18 protein-coding genes are annotated in these 16609 nt (G+C 40.4%); 12 read left to right on the top strand and 6 right to left on the bottom strand.

Annotated elements, in window-relative coordinates; all coding sequences use genetic code 11:
- Nucleotides 1-26 precede the first annotated feature (26 nt).
- The 3 genes from FNH22_RS16260 to FNH22_RS16270 are packed head-to-tail and all read right to left on the bottom strand — an operon-like array spanning nucleotide 27 to nucleotide 2163.
- On the bottom strand, nucleotides 27-797 hold the full coding sequence (locus FNH22_RS16260; protein ID WP_143399470.1) for a DUF4097 family beta strand repeat-containing protein: 771 nt from the start codon (nucleotides 795-797) through the stop codon (nucleotides 27-29).
- A gap of 37 nt (nucleotides 798-834) precedes the next feature.
- On the bottom strand, nucleotides 835-1614 hold the full coding sequence (locus FNH22_RS16265) for a HEAT repeat domain-containing protein (RefSeq protein ID WP_143399471.1): 780 nt from the start codon (nucleotides 1612-1614) through the stop codon (nucleotides 835-837).
- A gap of 3 nt (nucleotides 1615-1617) precedes the next feature.
- Nucleotides 1618-2163, bottom strand: a complete 546-nt coding sequence (locus FNH22_RS16270) for an RNA polymerase sigma factor (RefSeq protein WP_255518075.1) — start codon at nucleotides 2161-2163, stop codon at nucleotides 1618-1620.
- Between the two features lie 404 nt (nucleotides 2164-2567).
- On the opposite strand from FNH22_RS16270, the gene FNH22_RS16275 reads away from it, so the two are divergent.
- From FNH22_RS16275 to FNH22_RS16295, 5 genes are all read left to right on the top strand, one after another.
- Nucleotides 2568-3848, top strand: a complete 1281-nt coding sequence (locus FNH22_RS16275; RefSeq protein WP_185154258.1) for a CsgG/HfaB family protein — start codon at nucleotides 2568-2570, stop codon at nucleotides 3846-3848.
- 4 nt (nucleotides 3849-3852) lie between these two features.
- A complete protein-coding gene (locus FNH22_RS16280; protein ID WP_143399473.1) occupies nucleotides 3853-5229 on the top strand; it encodes an LPP20 family lipoprotein in 1377 nt (458 codons plus the stop codon).
- A 31-nt stretch (nucleotides 5230-5260) separates the two neighbouring features.
- Complete coding sequence (locus FNH22_RS16285) at nucleotides 5261-5833, top strand: hypothetical protein (RefSeq protein WP_221420294.1); 573 nt, start codon at nucleotides 5261-5263, stop codon at nucleotides 5831-5833.
- Nucleotides 5834-5942: 109 nt separating this feature from the next.
- Entirely contained in the window at nucleotides 5943-7217 is a 1275-nt protein-coding gene (locus tag FNH22_RS16290) for an RNA polymerase sigma factor (RefSeq protein WP_143399474.1), read from the top strand.
- Between the two features lie 81 nt (nucleotides 7218-7298).
- A complete protein-coding gene (locus FNH22_RS16295; protein ID WP_143399475.1) occupies nucleotides 7299-7652 on the top strand; it encodes a YciI family protein in 354 nt (117 codons plus the stop codon).
- A 125-nt stretch (nucleotides 7653-7777) separates the two neighbouring features.
- On the opposite strand, the gene FNH22_RS16300 is transcribed toward FNH22_RS16295, so the two are convergent.
- Nucleotides 7778-8248 carry an OsmC family protein gene (locus FNH22_RS16300; RefSeq protein WP_143399476.1) on the bottom strand — a complete coding sequence of 157 codons (471 nt, stop codon included), beginning with the start codon at nucleotides 8246-8248 and terminating at the stop codon, nucleotides 7778-7780.
- Between the two features lies 1 nt (nucleotide 8249).
- Nucleotides 8250-8735 carry a MarR family winged helix-turn-helix transcriptional regulator gene (locus FNH22_RS16305; RefSeq protein ID WP_143399477.1) on the bottom strand — a complete coding sequence of 162 codons (486 nt, stop codon included), beginning with the start codon at nucleotides 8733-8735 and terminating at the stop codon, nucleotides 8250-8252.
- A 127-nt stretch (nucleotides 8736-8862) separates the two neighbouring features.
- On the opposite strand from FNH22_RS16305, the gene FNH22_RS16310 reads away from it, so the two are divergent.
- The 7 genes from FNH22_RS16310 to FNH22_RS16340 all read left to right on the top strand — a co-directional run bounded on the left by FNH22_RS16310 (nucleotide 8863) and on the right by FNH22_RS16340 (nucleotide 15920).
- Complete coding sequence (locus FNH22_RS16310) at nucleotides 8863-9435, top strand: pentapeptide repeat-containing protein (protein WP_143399478.1); 573 nt, start codon at nucleotides 8863-8865, stop codon at nucleotides 9433-9435.
- Between the two features lie 581 nt (nucleotides 9436-10016).
- A complete protein-coding gene (locus FNH22_RS16315; RefSeq protein ID WP_255518076.1) occupies nucleotides 10017-11354 on the top strand; it encodes an ammonium transporter in 1338 nt (445 codons plus the stop codon).
- Nucleotides 11355-11464: 110 nt separating this feature from the next.
- On the top strand, nucleotides 11465-12502 hold the full coding sequence (locus FNH22_RS16320; RefSeq protein WP_143399479.1) for an outer membrane beta-barrel protein: 1038 nt from the start codon (nucleotides 11465-11467) through the stop codon (nucleotides 12500-12502).
- 11 nt (nucleotides 12503-12513) lie between these two features.
- The gene (locus FNH22_RS16325; protein WP_143399480.1) at nucleotides 12514-13065 is read left to right on the top strand and encodes a hypothetical protein; all 552 of its coding nucleotides are present in this window, start codon (nucleotides 12514-12516) and stop codon (nucleotides 13063-13065) included.
- Nucleotides 13066-13215: 150 nt separating this feature from the next.
- Entirely contained in the window at nucleotides 13216-14232 is a 1017-nt protein-coding gene (locus tag FNH22_RS16330) for a glutamine synthetase beta-grasp domain-containing protein (protein ID WP_143399481.1), read from the top strand.
- Between the two features lie 321 nt (nucleotides 14233-14553).
- Complete coding sequence (locus FNH22_RS16335; RefSeq protein WP_143399482.1) at nucleotides 14554-15111, top strand: RNA polymerase sigma factor; 558 nt, start codon at nucleotides 14554-14556, stop codon at nucleotides 15109-15111.
- On the top strand, nucleotides 15108-15920 hold the full coding sequence (locus FNH22_RS16340) for an anti-sigma factor domain-containing protein (RefSeq protein WP_143399483.1): 813 nt from the start codon (nucleotides 15108-15110) through the stop codon (nucleotides 15918-15920). The genes FNH22_RS16335 and FNH22_RS16340 overlap by 4 nt, the downstream gene beginning before the upstream one ends.
- A gap of 113 nt (nucleotides 15921-16033) precedes the next feature.
- Here the strand turns inward: FNH22_RS16340 and FNH22_RS16345 are convergent, their stop codons facing one another.
- Complete coding sequence (locus FNH22_RS16345; protein WP_143399484.1) at nucleotides 16034-16597, bottom strand: NAD(P)-dependent oxidoreductase; 564 nt, start codon at nucleotides 16595-16597, stop codon at nucleotides 16034-16036.
- Nucleotides 16598-16609: the final 12 nt, after the last annotated feature.

Raw genomic sequence — 16609 nt, forward strand, 5'->3', positions numbered from 1 at the left:
AGTAATGCTCAATAAAACCTCACTTATTATTTCTTTCGCAAATAGACATTGCCATGTGTTGAAGATACCTCCAGCGCGGCACCACCACTCCCCAGTTTACCTCTTATCTTTTTTGCCGAGTATGCTTTCATTTGCTCCGGGTTATCCACTTTGATCTCAAGGTCAGAATATACATCCCCCCAGTTCGTATGAATAGAAAGGTCAGCATTTGTAGCCGCTGGAACGGTTATATCCACCTCCCCATGTACAGAGGCCACTGAACTTGGCAATTTATTAGTTAATGAATTAAAAATAACATCAATATTACCATGAACAGAGCTGACCGTCAAAGGGCCCGTGATCCCTGATAAATAAATATCACCTCCGTGACTCTTAGCTTCAATTTCAGTAGGAATGTTAAAAGCTTTAAAGCTCTTACCATGGATGGATGAATTGACATATTTTACTTTAACTCCCTTGGGAACCTTTACCTTATATCTCGTATCCGTATTACGGGATACCTGATATATCACATAGTAGTCATTTGCCTCCTTTTTCACAGCCAGACCAACCCCTGTATTATCGGACAAACCAAGTCCGTTTACCGGTTTTAATCCTTTGGCCCGATCCGGAACTTTGTATCCTCCATCCACGCCAAATACCACTTCATTACCATCATACCCCTCTACAGATATTGCCATGATCTCATTAAATTCAACTGTCCCACTGCTGATTGAGAACTTATCCTGTGACCACACTTGCACTACATATAAGTTGAGCAATAGTAGCGTAACTAATGTTTTAATTTGATTTTTCATTTTTCTCGATTTTATACCTAATTATTTTGAGTTGTTTCTAGATTAATTTGAATACCGCCATGTGCGCCTCATCTCTTACTACTTGTAATGCAGTATCATTGTCAATGATTTTCTGTAACTCACCCACAGCACGTTTTTCATGTAAATCAACCATTAAATTGATCAAAGAGATCTGAACCACTGCTTCAGATTGAACTTGCAGCGCTGAAAGCAGCGCTGCAGTCACTACGGGTTGCTCCGCAAACCGGGCCAACGCCTGAACTGCAGCAAGCCTTACATTAACATTGTCATCTTCATTCATAACATGAATCAGAGTGTTTATAATCTCCATATCCGGGCTACCTGCTGTATAAGAGACCGCACCGTTCAACCGGCGGCTGGCGGAATGTTCATCGCGTAACGAGGATAAGACCAACTCACGATTCAACCGTATCTCTTCTTTTAACCCGGCCAGCCCGACCTGGTCTTCATCAGGTTGCCACACCCATTTTCCGGCAAAGAAGCTAATAGCAATAACAGCCACCGATGCTGCAATCTTCCATGGTAAAGGGAAACGGATTGTTTTAACCTGCCCGGTAGAATTACTTTCTATTTCGTCCAACTCCCGCTCAATTTCAAGTAGAAAGTCTTCACGTAAAGTGCTGTCAGGTTCAAGCTCTACATCTTCTGCCATGAGTGCAGTGAGTTTTTTAAGCGCTTCATACTCCCTTAAAATCTCAGGATCTTCAGCCAACAGACGCTCCAGATCGGCCATCTGCTCATTGTCAAGGTTACCTGCTATGTACTCTATGAGTAAGCTTTTGTGTTTATCTTCCATGACTCAAATATTTTCTAATTGTAGGTAGGCTTCTTTTAATTTATGCATGGCCCGATGTACTCGCACTTTTACATTTGCCACGCTGATATCAAGAATTTGCGATACCTCCTCATACTTCATCTCCTGGAACCGTGTCAGGATCAAAATTTCTCGTTGTTCTGTGTTAAGACGGTATAAAGAAATATACAATAGTTTTTCACGCTCATCATTCACCAGTTTTTCATCTACGGACATCAAATGGTCATTAACCTGTTCTACATCTGTCAGATCAGCATACTTTATTTTATTTTTTCTGAAGTGATCTGCATATACATTCCGGGCTATCTGATATAGCCACGCTTTAAATGGTTTATCCCCCCTGTATGTCTTACGATATTTCATCATTCTTAAAAACACATTTTGGGTCAGGTCATGTCCAAGGTCACGATCAAACATGATCTTCACAAAGAAATTGTATAACGCTTTATTATACCTGTCAAACAGGTCACTCGCCTTTCTAAGATCACCATGCTTCACTTGTTGCATGAGTGCTTCATCAGTTACTGTCACTCTAAGACTTTATTTTATTTTGATCTGGATACTATGGATATTCGATATGGTTACAAATAAGATATATAATTTATTATGGTAAATAATATGTTATAATAACTGATAATTGCATGGGTTTCTTATCGCCGAATAGTTGAGTAAATGGATAGAAATTCATTATCCTTATAAATAATTGATCATCAATAAAATAAACAATAATGATCATTACCTATTTAATACTGTTGTAGGTATTATGTAGAGTTGTTTTATCACTTGCATTGGTGGCTACAGCTTGGCATTATTCATTTTAAAACTTAGATTGGAACAGCTTTTGTTAGATGTACTCCAAAGAACAAAAATCATTGTCTACTATCATGAGGCTATTTTTAATTTTCATTTGCTGCGTTACCATAAATGTTTCATGTGTGGCGCAAAAGAAAATACTTAAAGCGGCGCGTAAATTAGAAGCGTCAGGTCTGTATCAGGATGCTTCTGAAAAATATATGGACGCGCTCTATCGTAATAATACCAACCTGGACAGTCGGGAAGGTCTCCGGCGTACATCTCAGAAAGTACTGGATGATATGTTGAGTGACTACTTCCAGGCAAGAAACAAAGGAGAGCTTCAAAAGGCTATTAAATATTATGAGGATGCACGTTTCTACCAGGAAAGGATCAGCTACTTCAGGGTAGAACTGAACATTCCGGATTATTATGAAAAAGACTATAATGAGGATAAGGAAAATCTTCTGGACGGATGGTATAACGAAGCGATCACCGCTTTTGAAGACGGCCACTTTGACAAGGCCAAGAGTTTGTATTCAAAAATACTCTCTATTGACCCTGAATACAAAGATGTTATTGATCGAAGAGACGCCACTTCCACAGAGCCTTACTACCGGCGAGGTATAGATGCATACGAAAAACAAAACTATGGCCAGGCCTGGAAAGAATTTCAACATATCAAATCCAACGATCCGAACTATAACAGCGCCAAGAGCTATCAGCAAAATATCATTGATGAGCTGAGCATCAGTATGTCAGTACTACCTGCTCAGACTAATTTTCACAAATCCGAATGGAAACTCAGGTCAAACATCGTCGCACAGATAAGTAAGTTAAAAAGTCCGTTTATTAAGTTGGTAGATAGGGAAAACCTGGATCAGATCATAGAAGAACAAAAGCTGGGGCTTACTGGTTTTGTCAATGAAAAAACCGCTGCACGTGTAGGGCAAATCATTGGAGCTAAATCTGTACTTATTACTAAAGTGGTCAACTACAATTACTCTCCGGGGCAAATGATAAGAAATGAGAAAGTAGCCTATAGTGGTGGATCTATTTACAGCAGCAACTCCAATTTCAGGCCTGTGAAATACAACGAATTTTCACAAGTCAGCACTATGCAGGTGTCTGTACAGTATCAGTTAATCTCCTCAGAAACGTCTGAAGTACTTGCGGCTGACGTAATACATGAAGAGATTAATGATGAAATGATCTATGCAACTTACCGGGGGGATTATAACAAATTATTTCCTGCTAAAGGTGACCTGGTTTACAAAACAGGTAAGGAAAGGGCTGATTTTCTTGAGCTTTTCAGCGCCAAACGAGAGGTTGCTTCACAGGAGGACCTGGACTTTCGCATTCAAAATGAAGTGGCCACCAAACTGGCAGGGTCTTTAAACGCATTTTTGGTTGAAAAATACTAAGCAAATGATCCGATCTCTCCTTTACATAGTAGTGGGCGTATTTTTAACGGTAGCCTGTAAAACCTCACCGCCCCAAAAAACGGATACGCCTTCTGAGCCTGACAGGCCGGTAAGTAAGTCTAAACCAAGCTGGTTATTGCAAAAGCCTCAATCCAGCTCATACTACCAGGGTATAGGTAATGCTTCCATGAGTGATCCAGATTATCAACAAACTGCCAGAAATGAAGCATTGGATGATCTGTCTGCTGAAATAAGTGTAAATATTTCCTCCACATCATTACTGTATCAACTGGATATTGGCGACCGGTTTAGAGAAGAATATCAAAACGCTATTAAGGCAGAGGTAAACCAGTTGGTGGAAGGTCATGAACTGGTGGACAGCTGGCAGGACGGTCAGATGTACTGGACCTTTTACAGGTTATCTAAAGCCGAACATCAGCGTCGAATTGATGAAAAGAAAAATACAGCGCTAGAAAAAGGGTTGGATTTTTATGATAAGGCCCTCACCAGTCTGGATAATAAAAATTACACATTGGCTATCTCTTATTTTACTCAAACCTTAGCTGCAATAGAAAATTACCTGGGTGAAAATACGACTATTACGTATAAGGGCCAGTCCATATTATTGGCCAATGAGGCTTACAGCGGCCTGAAAAATACACTGAACGGTATCCGGTTTCATGGTCCGGATAAAGTCACAGTACGTCAGCGATCGGAAAACTCTGAAAATTTAACCATAGAAGCACGATTTAACGATGATAATAAGGTGACTGGCTTTCCAGCCATTGTCACCGGGGCCGTATCTGGCAGGAATGGTTTACGAAAAACAACAGATACGAAAGGACATTTTCTCATTGCTCAACGTGAGATGGTAACGGAAAGTAAATCATTACACATTGAAGCTAACCTGAGGAAACTCAACTCTACCAGATCCAAGTTAATAGAAGCCATTATAGACAAGCTTCCGGCACCAAAGAAAGAAATTTTGATAGAAGCCAAAACTCTTACTATGTTCATAGAATCCGACGAAAACAATTTAGGTAAAACTCTGAATAGAACGGTGATCAACGGTATGTTGGTGGGAGCACTAAGTCAAAAAGGCATTGTATTTGCAGAGAATAAAGCAGAAGCTGATCTGATCATAAAGATATCATCAGATACACGGAAAGGATCAGAGCTTTCAGGGTTATTCACCACATTTCTGGATGTAGACGTGAACATTATAGATAATAATACAAACAAAGAACTTTACGCTGACGCCATTTACGACTTAAAAGGCATCCAGTTAAGTTATGAAAAAGCGGGACTAAAGGCTTACCAGGACGCACGGGAACGCATAGAAAAGGAACTGGCACCAGAAATTCTCAAAAACTTATATTAAATAATAAATTGTTGAACTTAATTTTTAGACTATGAATAGAAATACAATGTACTTTGTTATGGCCGCTATGGTAGTGGCAATGACTTATGGCTGTAAAAGCTCTAAGGTAGCAGACCAGCCTACTCCTCCGGATGAAGTTGAAGTCGTTATCCCTTGTTCAGGGAGTGAATTTTTTACCAGCAATAAAGCATTTAGAGCTAATTCTATTGGTGAAAGTTCTGACCAGGTAACCGCGAAGAAAAAATCATTGAGCAATGCCAGGGCTGAATTAGCAGCTGCTATTCAAACAACCGTAAAAGCCGTTACTGATAATTATGTGAATTCGCGTGAATTCAATAATAAAGAAGAGTTGGAAGAACGTTTTGAGAGCCTGGGAAGAGAGGTTGTAAACCAGGAACTATCAGGCACAAAAGTAATCTGCGAAAAAAATACCAGAACAAGCGAAGGACGTTATAAATCATACATCGCTATTGAGCTTTCTGCAGATAAACTGGTAACTGCATATAACGAAAGATTGTCAAAAGATGATCGGCTGAAAATTGACTACGACTACGAAAAGTTTAAGAAAACTTTCGAAGAAGAAATGGAAAAGATGGGTAATTAATATCCAGCCACAGCATTTAAAAATAAAGCGCAGAGATAATACGATCTTTGCGCTTTATTTGTTTTAGAAGGACCGGCTTTAACCTGGAGTAATTAATCGGCAACATACATTGGATCGCAACGCTGAAATAAATGATATTGTAGAGCATTTTTTCCGGCATGAATCCGGGAAAATGGTAGCTGTATTAACAGGTATCTTCGGCCCTGAAAATATGCAGTTAGCCGAAGACGTAGTTCAGGAAGCTATTATTGAAGCAATACAAAACTGGACCAATAAGGACATTCCAAAGAACCCCACTGCATGGCTGTATAGGGTGGCTAAAAATAAAGCACTCAATGTGGTGAACAGAAACAAGCGGCAGCAACAATTCAACCCGGACACAACGCATTTCCTGCAATCTCCCTGGACAGCCGAACCGGCCATGGATCTCCTGTTTTCTGAACAAGAGATCCTTGATGACCAATTACGCATGATGTTCGTATGCTGTCACCCATCCATTTCTCCGGATTCGCAAATTGCCTTAATCTTACGAACACTTTGCGGATTTAGTATCGCTGAAATTGGGCGCGCTTTTCTGACCGCTCCTAAAAATATCAATACCAGATTAGTACGGGCACGAAAAAAAGTCAGGGACGCAAAAATACCTTTTACCTTGCCCGCTCCCACACACCTGTCTTTACGACTACAAGTGGTATTGGAAGCCATTTACCTGTTATTCAATGAAGGCTACAATGCTACAGATGGTCCTGTACTTATTCGTAAAGACCTATGCGAAGAAGCCATACGGATCACAGAGTTATTGATAGCACACCCCCTTTTTGAGCATAAAACCAGGATATATGCCTTATTGGCTTTGATGCAGTTAAATGCAGCCCGGTTCAACGCAAGGCAGGATGATGACGGAAAAATTCTTACTCTTGAAAAACAGGACAGGCAACAATGGGACCACAGCCTTATTCAAAAAGGATTGATCAACCTTGAAAAATCAGCGGATGACCAGATCACGCTCTACCATATTCTTGCATCCATCTCTGCCTACCACTGCACAGCCAAAAGCTTCGCAACTACCAACTGGAAGGGTATACTCAAATCTTATGACATACTGCTTCAAAGCGACAATTCCCCTGTTATTATACTTAACCGCGCGATTGCCTTGTCAAAAGTAGAAGGTGCCCAAACAGCGCTGGCAGAACTGGGAAAAATAGCAAATGAACCTGTTATGGAATCCTATTATTTATACTATAGTGTGTTGGCTGAATTACACCTGCAGCTGGAACAACTACCTCAAGCTTCCAAAGCTCTGAAGAAAGCCGTGGCATTAACCACTCTACCTGCCGAAAAGGAGTTACTGCGGGCGCAATTGGATCGATGTCAAAAAAAATAATTTAGAGACTATGTACTTTTTCATGTTCCTTGTTTGTCATGCTGTTAAATAATTATTTCATTCCATTTAAACTTTAGTAAAATGAAAGACTTTTTATTCATTATAAAAACCGAAGGCAGCGTTTGGACCGACCTTTCTCCTGAAGAACTTCAACGACATATGGAGCATGGAAAAGCATACATAAGCGGGCTCATGCAAGATGGTATATTGAAAAATGCCAACCCAATCGACAAAGGCAGCCGCATTCTGACTGAAAATAATGGCAACATTAAAGACGGGCCTTTCAACGAAAGTAAAGAAGTGGTGGCCGGCTATTTTCATATCACCGCAGAAAGCGTGGAAGAGGCAGTAGAAATTGCGCGAAAAAATCCCATTTTTCAGGACATCCCTACTAAGATCGAAGTTCACCCTATGATGCCTGTTGGTGGCAATTGATCCCTGCTATCAATTATTAGCTGTAAGAAAACTTGCCAACGAGCCATGTGAGATCTGCCAGTAGCAGAACCAACATACACTTTCTTACTGGCAAGTTTTCATTTATCCTGTAAATCAAAGTGAGCTCATTTCACGACTATTTTGGGTTCATGTCGTATCTTAAAATTACAGGAGTTTGCAATAAAGCACATCTTGTTTGCATCATGATGAAGCTTTTTTGCCTTTTCAATCATCCCACCACTTTCAACCGTTACACAAGGGTATAAGGTCACTTCCTTAAATTTTCCACTACCATCTGCTGTTTCTTGCATAACACCGACAGCACTATCAACATAAGCTGTAACGATCACTTTATGTGTAGTGCACAGATGCAAGTACCATAACATATGGCAGGCAGAAAGCGATGAGACAAGCAGTTCCTCCGGATTGTAACGTGTTGGGTCACCCAGAAATAACGGATCTGATGCTCCCATGATCGGAGCTTGTTTACCCGTTGCTGATATGACGTGATCTCTACTATATTGCTTATAATGGGAAGTACCTTTTCCGTTATTCCCTGTCCATTCCACAAGTATTGAATACTGATGCTCTTTCATATTAAATGGTTGATATAGTGTCCATGATTCTTTTACCAAAGGAGGTTTTATCTAATTTTTGTTCCAAAACATCAAGTATCCCAATGATTGTAATATCTTGATTGAGCAACTCAAGTATCACTTGTTCACCCACCTCCCATATTTTGTGCAAACCCGGAAGTATGTCGATGGCTTTTCCGGTCAAATAGAGTAGAGATTTTCTTTTATCCCTCTTATCTCTTTTAGCATGCAGGTATCCGGCCTGAATCATTTTATTGGTCATGATTACCACGGATTGATGTCTAAACCCTAAAGCAGCGGCAATCTTCGTCACTGAAATACCGGGACGATCACGTACCAGTATGAGCACGAGGTACCAATTGGGTTCGATATCGATGGCAAGTTCCTTATACATTAACCGGGTGCTATGGCTCATTTTATCACTGATCCTTTTCAGACGGGTAGCCAGCGCCACGTACCCCATTTGTTTTACAATATCTTCCTGCATGATGAACATTGAAAGGAATTAAAATACCAGTTACGCAGTTAACTGCGTAATTAATATCAAAGATATGTACTCGCTCCATAAACCATCAAAGGAATATTCAGATATTTGATCATCAACACGTCATACCATGAACAACCCCTATATAGAAGGAGAAGAATTTAAAGGCTTGGATTTCACCCGCGAACCTCTGCCAAAAGGAGAATACGAAGATTGTATTTTTACCAAATGCACACTTTCCAATGCCGACCTGTTCGGAGTGAACTTTGTAGACTGTGAATTCATTCAATGCAATATCAGTACTGCCAACATAAGTAATACCGGCTTCAGGCAGGTGCTTTTTAAAGAATGTAAACTCCTCGGATTACGCTTTGAACACTGCAGTGATTTTCTTTTCTCCGTCAACTTTGAAGATTGTCAGCTAGACCTTTCTTCATTTTATAAGCGATCTATGAAAAATGCTTACTTTAAAAATTGCAGTTTAAAGGAGGTGGATTTTTCGGAAGCCAATCTAACCAATGCGCGCTTTCTGAACTGTGACCTTACCGGCACATCGTTTGATAGAACTCAATTAGGTAAGGCTGATTTTAGAACTTCTTACAATTTTACGTTAGACCCGGAAACGAATGTCATCAAAGGGGCCAGGTTTTCAAGAGAGGGGATCATTGGGCTATTAAGTAAATATAATATACACATAGAATGAAGTACTCCGGAAACCTACCCTCTTCGGTGACTTAAAAGGACCTTATAAAAATTAAAAGAAGCATCACTATAGTATAATTGAGAGATTTTAAGGAATAAGCTTCTTTTCAGGCTACACAACAGGTATAAGAAGTTACGTATTTTTTTAAAACACTCACTTTTGTCGGCCTGTGTTTTAGAAATTTTGATAGATAATTTGCAGATAACAGGTCTATCTCCATCCCCATGGGTTAAAATACACCACACATACAGCATATTGATACTTTATTAACAACTCATTATTAGAGCTACAAGGTTTAAATTATACCTTAATTTGTCAAAAAACTTAACCAAATTCCAATTTATAGTACATTTAACACCCTACATACAGGTTATACAATCATTTATTTGAGTATATAGGCCAATAAATAACTTACATTTAAACCCTTCTCACATACTACTTAAAACGTTTTCGATCAAAATAGCACATGAATTGGTTAAAATTGAACGCCATTCTTCTTTTGATAATTGAGTCAACTCTCTTTTCTTTACCCTTATGTTAAAATCTAATTTTGACTTTCAACCAAAAAACAAAAGATTATTATGACTAAACTTTTACTGGCAGAATTATATTCTAGCAATTTGTTAGGGTTTGCTTCCGCTTCTGAAGCGGCAGTTACACAGGTGGTGGAGGAGGGCCCCACCGTTGTCGATTCCCTGTTAACCGCTAATAATATCTGGATGATGTTATGTACCGCGTTGGTATTCATCATGCACCTGGGCTTTGCCGGGGTAGAGGCCGGCTTCGGACAAGCTAAGAACACGGTTAACATCTTATTTAAAAACACCTTAACTCCTGTGATCGGCATACTAACCTATGCACTTGGAGGTTTTTTTCTTATGTATCCTGCTTTTGAAACACCCGGTTGGTTAGCTTTTAATGGTGCCAACTGGAATACATTGTGGTTTTCACCCTCTACCGCAGACGTTAGCCCGGGATATGCCGGTGCAGGTTATACGTTCTGGACTGAATTCCTCTTTCAGGCAATGTTCGCTGCTACCGCTGCTACCATCGTGTCTGGTGCCGTAGCAGAAAGGATCAAGATCACCTCATACCTGATCTTTACCGTAATCTTCGTAGGAGTAGTTTACCCTATCATTGGAAGCTGGAAATGGGGTTTAGGTGCTCTGGATGCTATGGGCTTCTGGGATTTTGCCGGATCCACACTCGTTCATTCCGTAGGAGGCTGGGGAGCCTTGGCAGGTATTATGATCCTGGGGCCTCGACTTGGTAAATACGTTGACGGTAAAGTAGTTGACAAGCCTGGATCTAGTGTACCGCTGGCTGTAATAGGTGTCTTCTTACTATGGCTAGGCTGGTTTGGTTTCAATGGCGGGTCTGTGCTATCCGGTGATCCGGGAGGAACTTCTTTTGTATTGGTAACAACCTGCTTAGCAGCATGTTCCGGTGCTCTAGGTGGCTTCCTCACAGGATATTTCGTATTTAAACGACTGGATTTAGGCATGGTGTTGAACGGTGTACTGGCCGGATTGGTTGGCATTACGGCGGGAGCTGACGTTATTAATCCCGGATGGGCATTGCTCGTAGGGTTTATCGCCGGTATACTCGTTGTACTTTCTGCAGTAACGCTTGATAAATTAAAGCTTGACGATGTGGTAGGTGCCGTATCTGTACACCTTACTTGTGGTATATGGGGTACGTTGGCAGTAGGCCTGTTCTCGAATAACCCGGACCACACGTTCTGGATACAACTGAAAGGCGTCGTCATCTGCGGAGCCGCTGCCTTCATTTCTGCCTACGTTATTTTCTTCATAATGGATAAAATATCAGGCATCAGAGTATCAGAAGAGCATGAAAGTGCGGGCATGGACAGCCACGAACATGGAATAAGAGGTTATACCATCGTCTATGACGAGTAATAATCACTCTTAAAAACAAAAAGCCTTGCCTGACACAGATTGGACCCTACATCAGGCGAAGGCTTCTCTCTTACAATCAATATAACAATTAACTGCAACTCAAAATTAAAATGAAAAAGTATTATACTTTGCTCCTTATGGCGACTTTTTTCTCGTTTATTGAACTAAATGCCCAGGATGACACTGAAGAAGAGAATCCTTTAACAATATCCGGCTCGGTAGACACTTATTATAAGTATGATTTCTCCGGAGATGAGAATATTGGAACCAGCTTTGCATCAGAACACAATTCGTTTTCCATAGGAATGCTTAACCTGATAGCTTCACAGGAAATAGGTAAGGCGGCTTTTGTTGGAGATATTAGCTTCGGACCCCGAGGTCAGAGTCAGTCATTATTAAATGCCGGCGCTGATGATAATTCCTTCCATATTCAAAACCTCTATGTGGCTTACCAGTTAAGTGAAAAAGTAACCGTGACCGGTGGGTATATGGGAACATTTGTGGGCTACGAGGTCATCTCCCCTACAGGTAATTTCAATTATTCAACATCTTATCTATTTACTAACGGACCATTCCAGAATGCTGGTCTGAAGTTTGACTTTGCATTATCTGATAAGGTAGGACTGATGGTGGGTCTCTTTAATGACTGGAATGAATACCAGGATTTCTCATCGAGCAAGGACGTTGGAATACAACTATCTTTTAGTCCGGCTGATGGAATGGACATCTACCTTAACATGATCACTGGCGAAAACAGTGGTACAGAGTTTGATCTTACTGCAGGACTTCAGTTAAGTGAATCCTTCTATTTAGGTGTGAATGCTGCTACTTATGGCGCCAATGAAGAAGCCAAACTCTTCAATACGGCAGATGACACCGGCTTTGTCGGCGTAGCACTCTACCCGCAAATAAGTATAAGTGAGTCCACCTCATTAGGTTTGAGATATGAAAACTTCACAGCAAGAGGAACAGAAGATGATTTGAACATCAATGCCTTTACATTCTCCGGTAATATTTCCGCCGGACCGTTGACGTTCATTCCTGAATTAAGGTATGATTCTGCTTCAGAAGATATATTCACAGACTCTGACAATGAACTGACCGGTGGTGCCTTTCAGTTTGTAGCAGCAGCAGTCTACTCATTTTAAAATATCGTTCGATGCGATTTGGTTTGTTGATAATGGCCGTTTTTTTCGATTTGTTTGGACTGAAGCAGTCTGAATTTAAATATGACGAAAACGGCCATATCCTTTTTTATGAAGTAATTGAATCGGAACTTAGCCATGCGCAGTTGATAGATAACGCGCAAAAACTCATGTTACCATCAAAAAAAATGTCCAATAACAGAAATGGGCATTTTGAGAAAGCTTCTTCCATACGACTTTATAGGAAAAGCCTGGGCAAATCACCACATGGAGAACTTGACTTCTCTATTATGTTGGAAGTTAAGGACAATCGCTATCGATATATTATCAAGGACTTTGTATTCTACCCCATGAAAAGAAACCGCTATGGTAAATTTGAAAGGATAAAACACAAAGCTTCTTTATTAAAAGAAAAAGTTGCAGAACCGGATAAATTATGGACGCAACATAAAAATACCATTCTGACCAAAGTCGATAAGGTCATTGAGAATATCAAAAGAGAAATGGCCGTAATAAAGCATGAAGAAAGCAAGCCAGAAGGTATTAAAATTAATGATGATTGGTAATAAAAAAGCAATTATTATGAATATGGGCATATTTGATGCCCTTAAAAACGAAAACTAACAAAAAAATAAGACCCTCCGGGTTTTTTTAAACCCATTATTTTATTTTTGAATATCATAAACCAAAGTATCAACAGATTAAAAAAGATTATTATGGCAAAGACTAAATTGGAGTACATCTGGCTAGACGGCTATAAGCCCACTCAAAGCTTAAGAAGTAAAACAAAAATCGTTTCAAATTTTGATGGAAAGCTTGAGTCGTGCCCGATGTGGTCATTTGACGGTAGTTCAACAGAACAGGCTGTAGGCAATTCTTCGGATTGTCTATTGAAACCTGTAGCCATTTTTTCTGACCCTGGCCGTAAGAATGCTTACCTCGTCATGACGGAAGTATTGAATGCTGATGGAAGTGCGCATGAAACTAACGGACGTGCCACAATTGATGATGAAGATTCAGATTTCTGGTTTGGTTTTGAACAGGAATACTTCCTTTGGGACCATGAAACCAATCTTCCGTTAGGTTTTCCTACTAACGGGTTTCCTAAACCTCAAGGCCCTTTCTACTGCGGTGTAGGTGCAAGCAATGCTTATGGAAGAGAGATTGTTGAAGAACATTTAGATCTATGTCTGGAAGCTGGACTTAATGTAGAAGGTATCAATGCCGAAGTAGCTACCGGACAATGGGAATTCCAAATATTTGCCAAAGGCGCTGAGTCTGCTGGTGACCAGATATGGGTAGCGCGTTATTTATTAGAAAGAACAGCTGAAAAATATGGATTAGGCATTAACTGGGAGCCAAAACCTGTTAAAGGTGACTGGAACGGATCCGGAATGCATGCCAACTTCTCTAACAGCATACTTCGTGAAGCCGGAGACAAAGCTACTTATGACGCTATCTGCTCAAGTTTTGAGCCATACGTTGCAGAGCATATCGCAGTATATGGAGCCAACAATGACCAACGACTTACCGGCGCTCATGAAACACAATCTATAGATAAATTCAGTTATGGCATATCTGATAGAGGCGCTTCCATAAGAATTCCTATCGCTACCGTAGAAAACGGTTGGAAAGGATGGTTGGAAGACAGAAGGCCAGCTTCCAACGGAGATCCATACAAAATTGCAGCACGAATTATCAAAACGGTAAAGACTGCTTCAGTTCCTGCATAGTAACTAACCAAAACTTGATTTTATAGATAAAAAGCCGCCTTCTTATGAGGATGGCTTTTTTGTTACCTCCTTTCTAAAAATTAGAATTGCGGAAAAATCACTCATAATATGCTGAAATACAGATTATTAACGTTCTGCCCCTACAATACTGTTACGCCCTGCCGTACAGATAGCACCTACCATTTTTTTGTCTCCCCTTTTCGGTTAAATTTGTCAGGAAAGGGTGATTCATAAGGTGCTGTGAAGGTTTAATACCACAGCTATATACCACGAATATGTAAACAATGAACATCTAACGACTAACTGCAGCCGCTCTTAAATTTGCCAGCTAATCCAGACTATAAAGACCCTGAGCTACTCGTCGCCCATTTGAAAAACCGGGACAAAGCAGCCATAGCTTATCTTTATGATCACTATTCGGCAGCCATTAATGGGATTATCCTTCGGATCGTTAAAAATGAGTCAATCGCCGAGGAAGTATTACAAGATGCATTCCTGAAATTTTGGAATAAAATTGACACCTATGACTCAAAAAAGGGACGTTTATTTACCTGGATGATGAACATCAGTCGAAATTTGGCCATTGATAAGTTGCGTTCCAGGGAAATAAAAAACGACCTTAGAACTGATGAGGTAGAAAACACCGTATATAATGTTAATGCTGAAAATCATTCCCATCAACAGATAGATGATATAGGTGTTGGCAAGTTGCTGGATACTTTAAGGGAAGAAGAAAAGTTAGTGGTAGATATGATCTACTTTAAAGGATATACGCATACCGAACTGGCAGAAGAAAAGAACATCCCTCTAGGGACAGTAAAAACAAGGTTGAGAATGGCTTTAATGAATTTACGAAACTACTTAGGCAACGAAGAGTGAATGTAGAAGAATACATAGCATCAGGCATTCTGGAAGCCTACGTCCTGCAGGAATTGAGTGAAAATGAAATGCAGGAAGTAGAACGGATGATCAGTAAGTACCCTGAACTCAGTATTGAGATCAACAAGATAGAACAGACTCTTGAAGACGTTGCCATGAATACCGCCGTGGCTCCGGCTAATCACATGCGAGGGCACGTATTAGATCAAATCAAAGGCAAAGGGGAAGCGCAGCAGAAAACGGTAGTGCCACTAACTTCAGATGTTCCCCCTAACAGGAGATTAGGGGTTTTTAAATACCTCACCGCTGCGTCTGTTATCCTTGCTATAGTGAGCTCTTATCTGGCTTATAACTATCACCAGGAATGGAAAAACACAACATTGGAGCTAAACAAACTCATCGTGCAAAACGAACGAATAGCTCAAAATAGTTATAACGCCAATCAAAAAATTGAAAATCTGGAAAAAGATCTTCGAATAGTCAATGACCCTTCATTCAAGAATGTGCCGTTAGCCGGGACCGAAAATGCACCCGGATCTTCCGCCAAGGTGTATTGGAAAGCCAACACCAAAGAACTTTACCTCAGCGTATTCCATATGAATGACTTACCTGAAGACAAGCAATATCAGTTATGGGCCATCATTGACGGACAGCCTGTAGATGCCGGGGTATTTGACTCCAACCTTGAAAGGATGGCGCAAATGAAAAGTATCGGACCTGGCGCGGCAGCCTTCGCAGTGACTATTGAGCCTAAAGGAGGCAGCATATCTCCTTCATTGGAAACGATGCAGGTGATCGGTAATGTTTGACAATGGCTTATTTATGCCTGGCTAACTGCCTGAAATCACAGGTGCTTTACCAATCAAACTGCCTTTAGCTATGGCATCCACCATATACTTTGCAACACTTGATCTACTGATTGTTATTTTCGCCCTGGCCTGCCATAATAGCTTTCAATGACCTTCTGTTCTTTTTTTGAATTGGTCAACCCGGTTGGACGTACTATAGTCCAGCGTAGGTTAGATTTTTTTAAGAGCTCTTCCTGCTTTTCATGATCTTTATAAGCAAACCCTATATTACTATTGTTTATGAACCAGTTAAACCATGCCGGCACATCCCTTTTGGTCTCAGCTACTCCCCAGGCTGAGCAAACGATAATTCTTTTAATACCTTCCTGTTCAGCAAGCTCAATTACATTATGCATAACATCCGATAGAAAAGTGACAGGAGTTCTTAGCCGGGCCCAAGGAAAGTCAGGGGTACGGGAAATGTTCAATACACTTATAATCGCCTCACATCCGTACATGGATTGCTTTAAATCCGACATTTGATTCGGAGAACCTTTAAAAAAGTTGATGGAAGCATGGTCTCTCTCAAGCCTTGTGGGATCTCTAACAAGACAGTTCACCAAATAGCCTCTTTTTACAGCCTCTTCCAAGACCAGCTTCCCTGTTCTTCCTGTTCCTCCAAGTAAAAGTATCATCATTCTTTAAGAGCG

Origin of the sequence: Fulvivirga sp. M361, from assembly GCF_007097395.1 — a bacterium.
Classification (GTDB): Bacteria; Bacteroidota; Bacteroidia; order Cytophagales; family Cyclobacteriaceae; genus Fulvivirga.

Bases quoted from the DNA above. Each gene is read 5' to 3' on its own strand.
- FNH22_RS16265 (WP_143399471.1), bottom strand. From the start codon at position 1,614: ATGGAAGATAAACACAAAAGCTTACTCATAGAGTACATAGCAGGTAAC.
- FNH22_RS16285 (WP_221420294.1), top strand. From the start codon at position 5,261: ATGAATAGAAATACAATGTACTTTGTTATGGCCGCTATGGTAGTGGCA.
- FNH22_RS16295 (WP_143399475.1), top strand. From the start codon at position 7,299: ATGAAAGACTTTTTATTCATTATAAAAACCGAAGGCAGCGTTTGGACC.
- FNH22_RS16320 (WP_143399479.1), top strand. From the start codon at position 11,465: ATGAAAAAGTATTATACTTTGCTCCTTATGGCGACTTTTTTCTCGTTT.
- FNH22_RS16305 (WP_143399477.1), bottom strand. From the start codon at position 8,735: ATGCAGGAAGATATTGTAAAACAAATGGGGTACGTGGCGCTGGCTACC.
- FNH22_RS16330 (WP_143399481.1), top strand. From the start codon at position 13,216: ATGGCAAAGACTAAATTGGAGTACATCTGGCTAGACGGCTATAAGCCC.
- FNH22_RS16345 (WP_143399484.1), bottom strand. From the start codon at position 16,597: ATGATGATACTTTTACTTGGAGGAACAGGAAGAACAGGGAAGCTGGTC.
- FNH22_RS16260 (WP_143399470.1), bottom strand. From the start codon at position 797: ATGAAAAATCAAATTAAAACATTAGTTACGCTACTATTGCTCAACTTA.
- FNH22_RS16300 (WP_143399476.1), bottom strand. From the start codon at position 8,248: ATGAAAGAGCATCAGTATTCAATACTTGTGGAATGGACAGGGAATAAC.
- FNH22_RS16315 (WP_255518076.1), top strand. From the start codon at position 10,017: ATGACTAAACTTTTACTGGCAGAATTATATTCTAGCAATTTGTTAGGG.
- FNH22_RS16280 (WP_143399473.1), top strand. From the start codon at position 3,853: ATGATCCGATCTCTCCTTTACATAGTAGTGGGCGTATTTTTAACGGTA.
- FNH22_RS16325 (WP_143399480.1), top strand. From the start codon at position 12,514: ATGCGATTTGGTTTGTTGATAATGGCCGTTTTTTTCGATTTGTTTGGA.
- FNH22_RS16310 (WP_143399478.1), top strand. From the start codon at position 8,863: ATGAACAACCCCTATATAGAAGGAGAAGAATTTAAAGGCTTGGATTTC.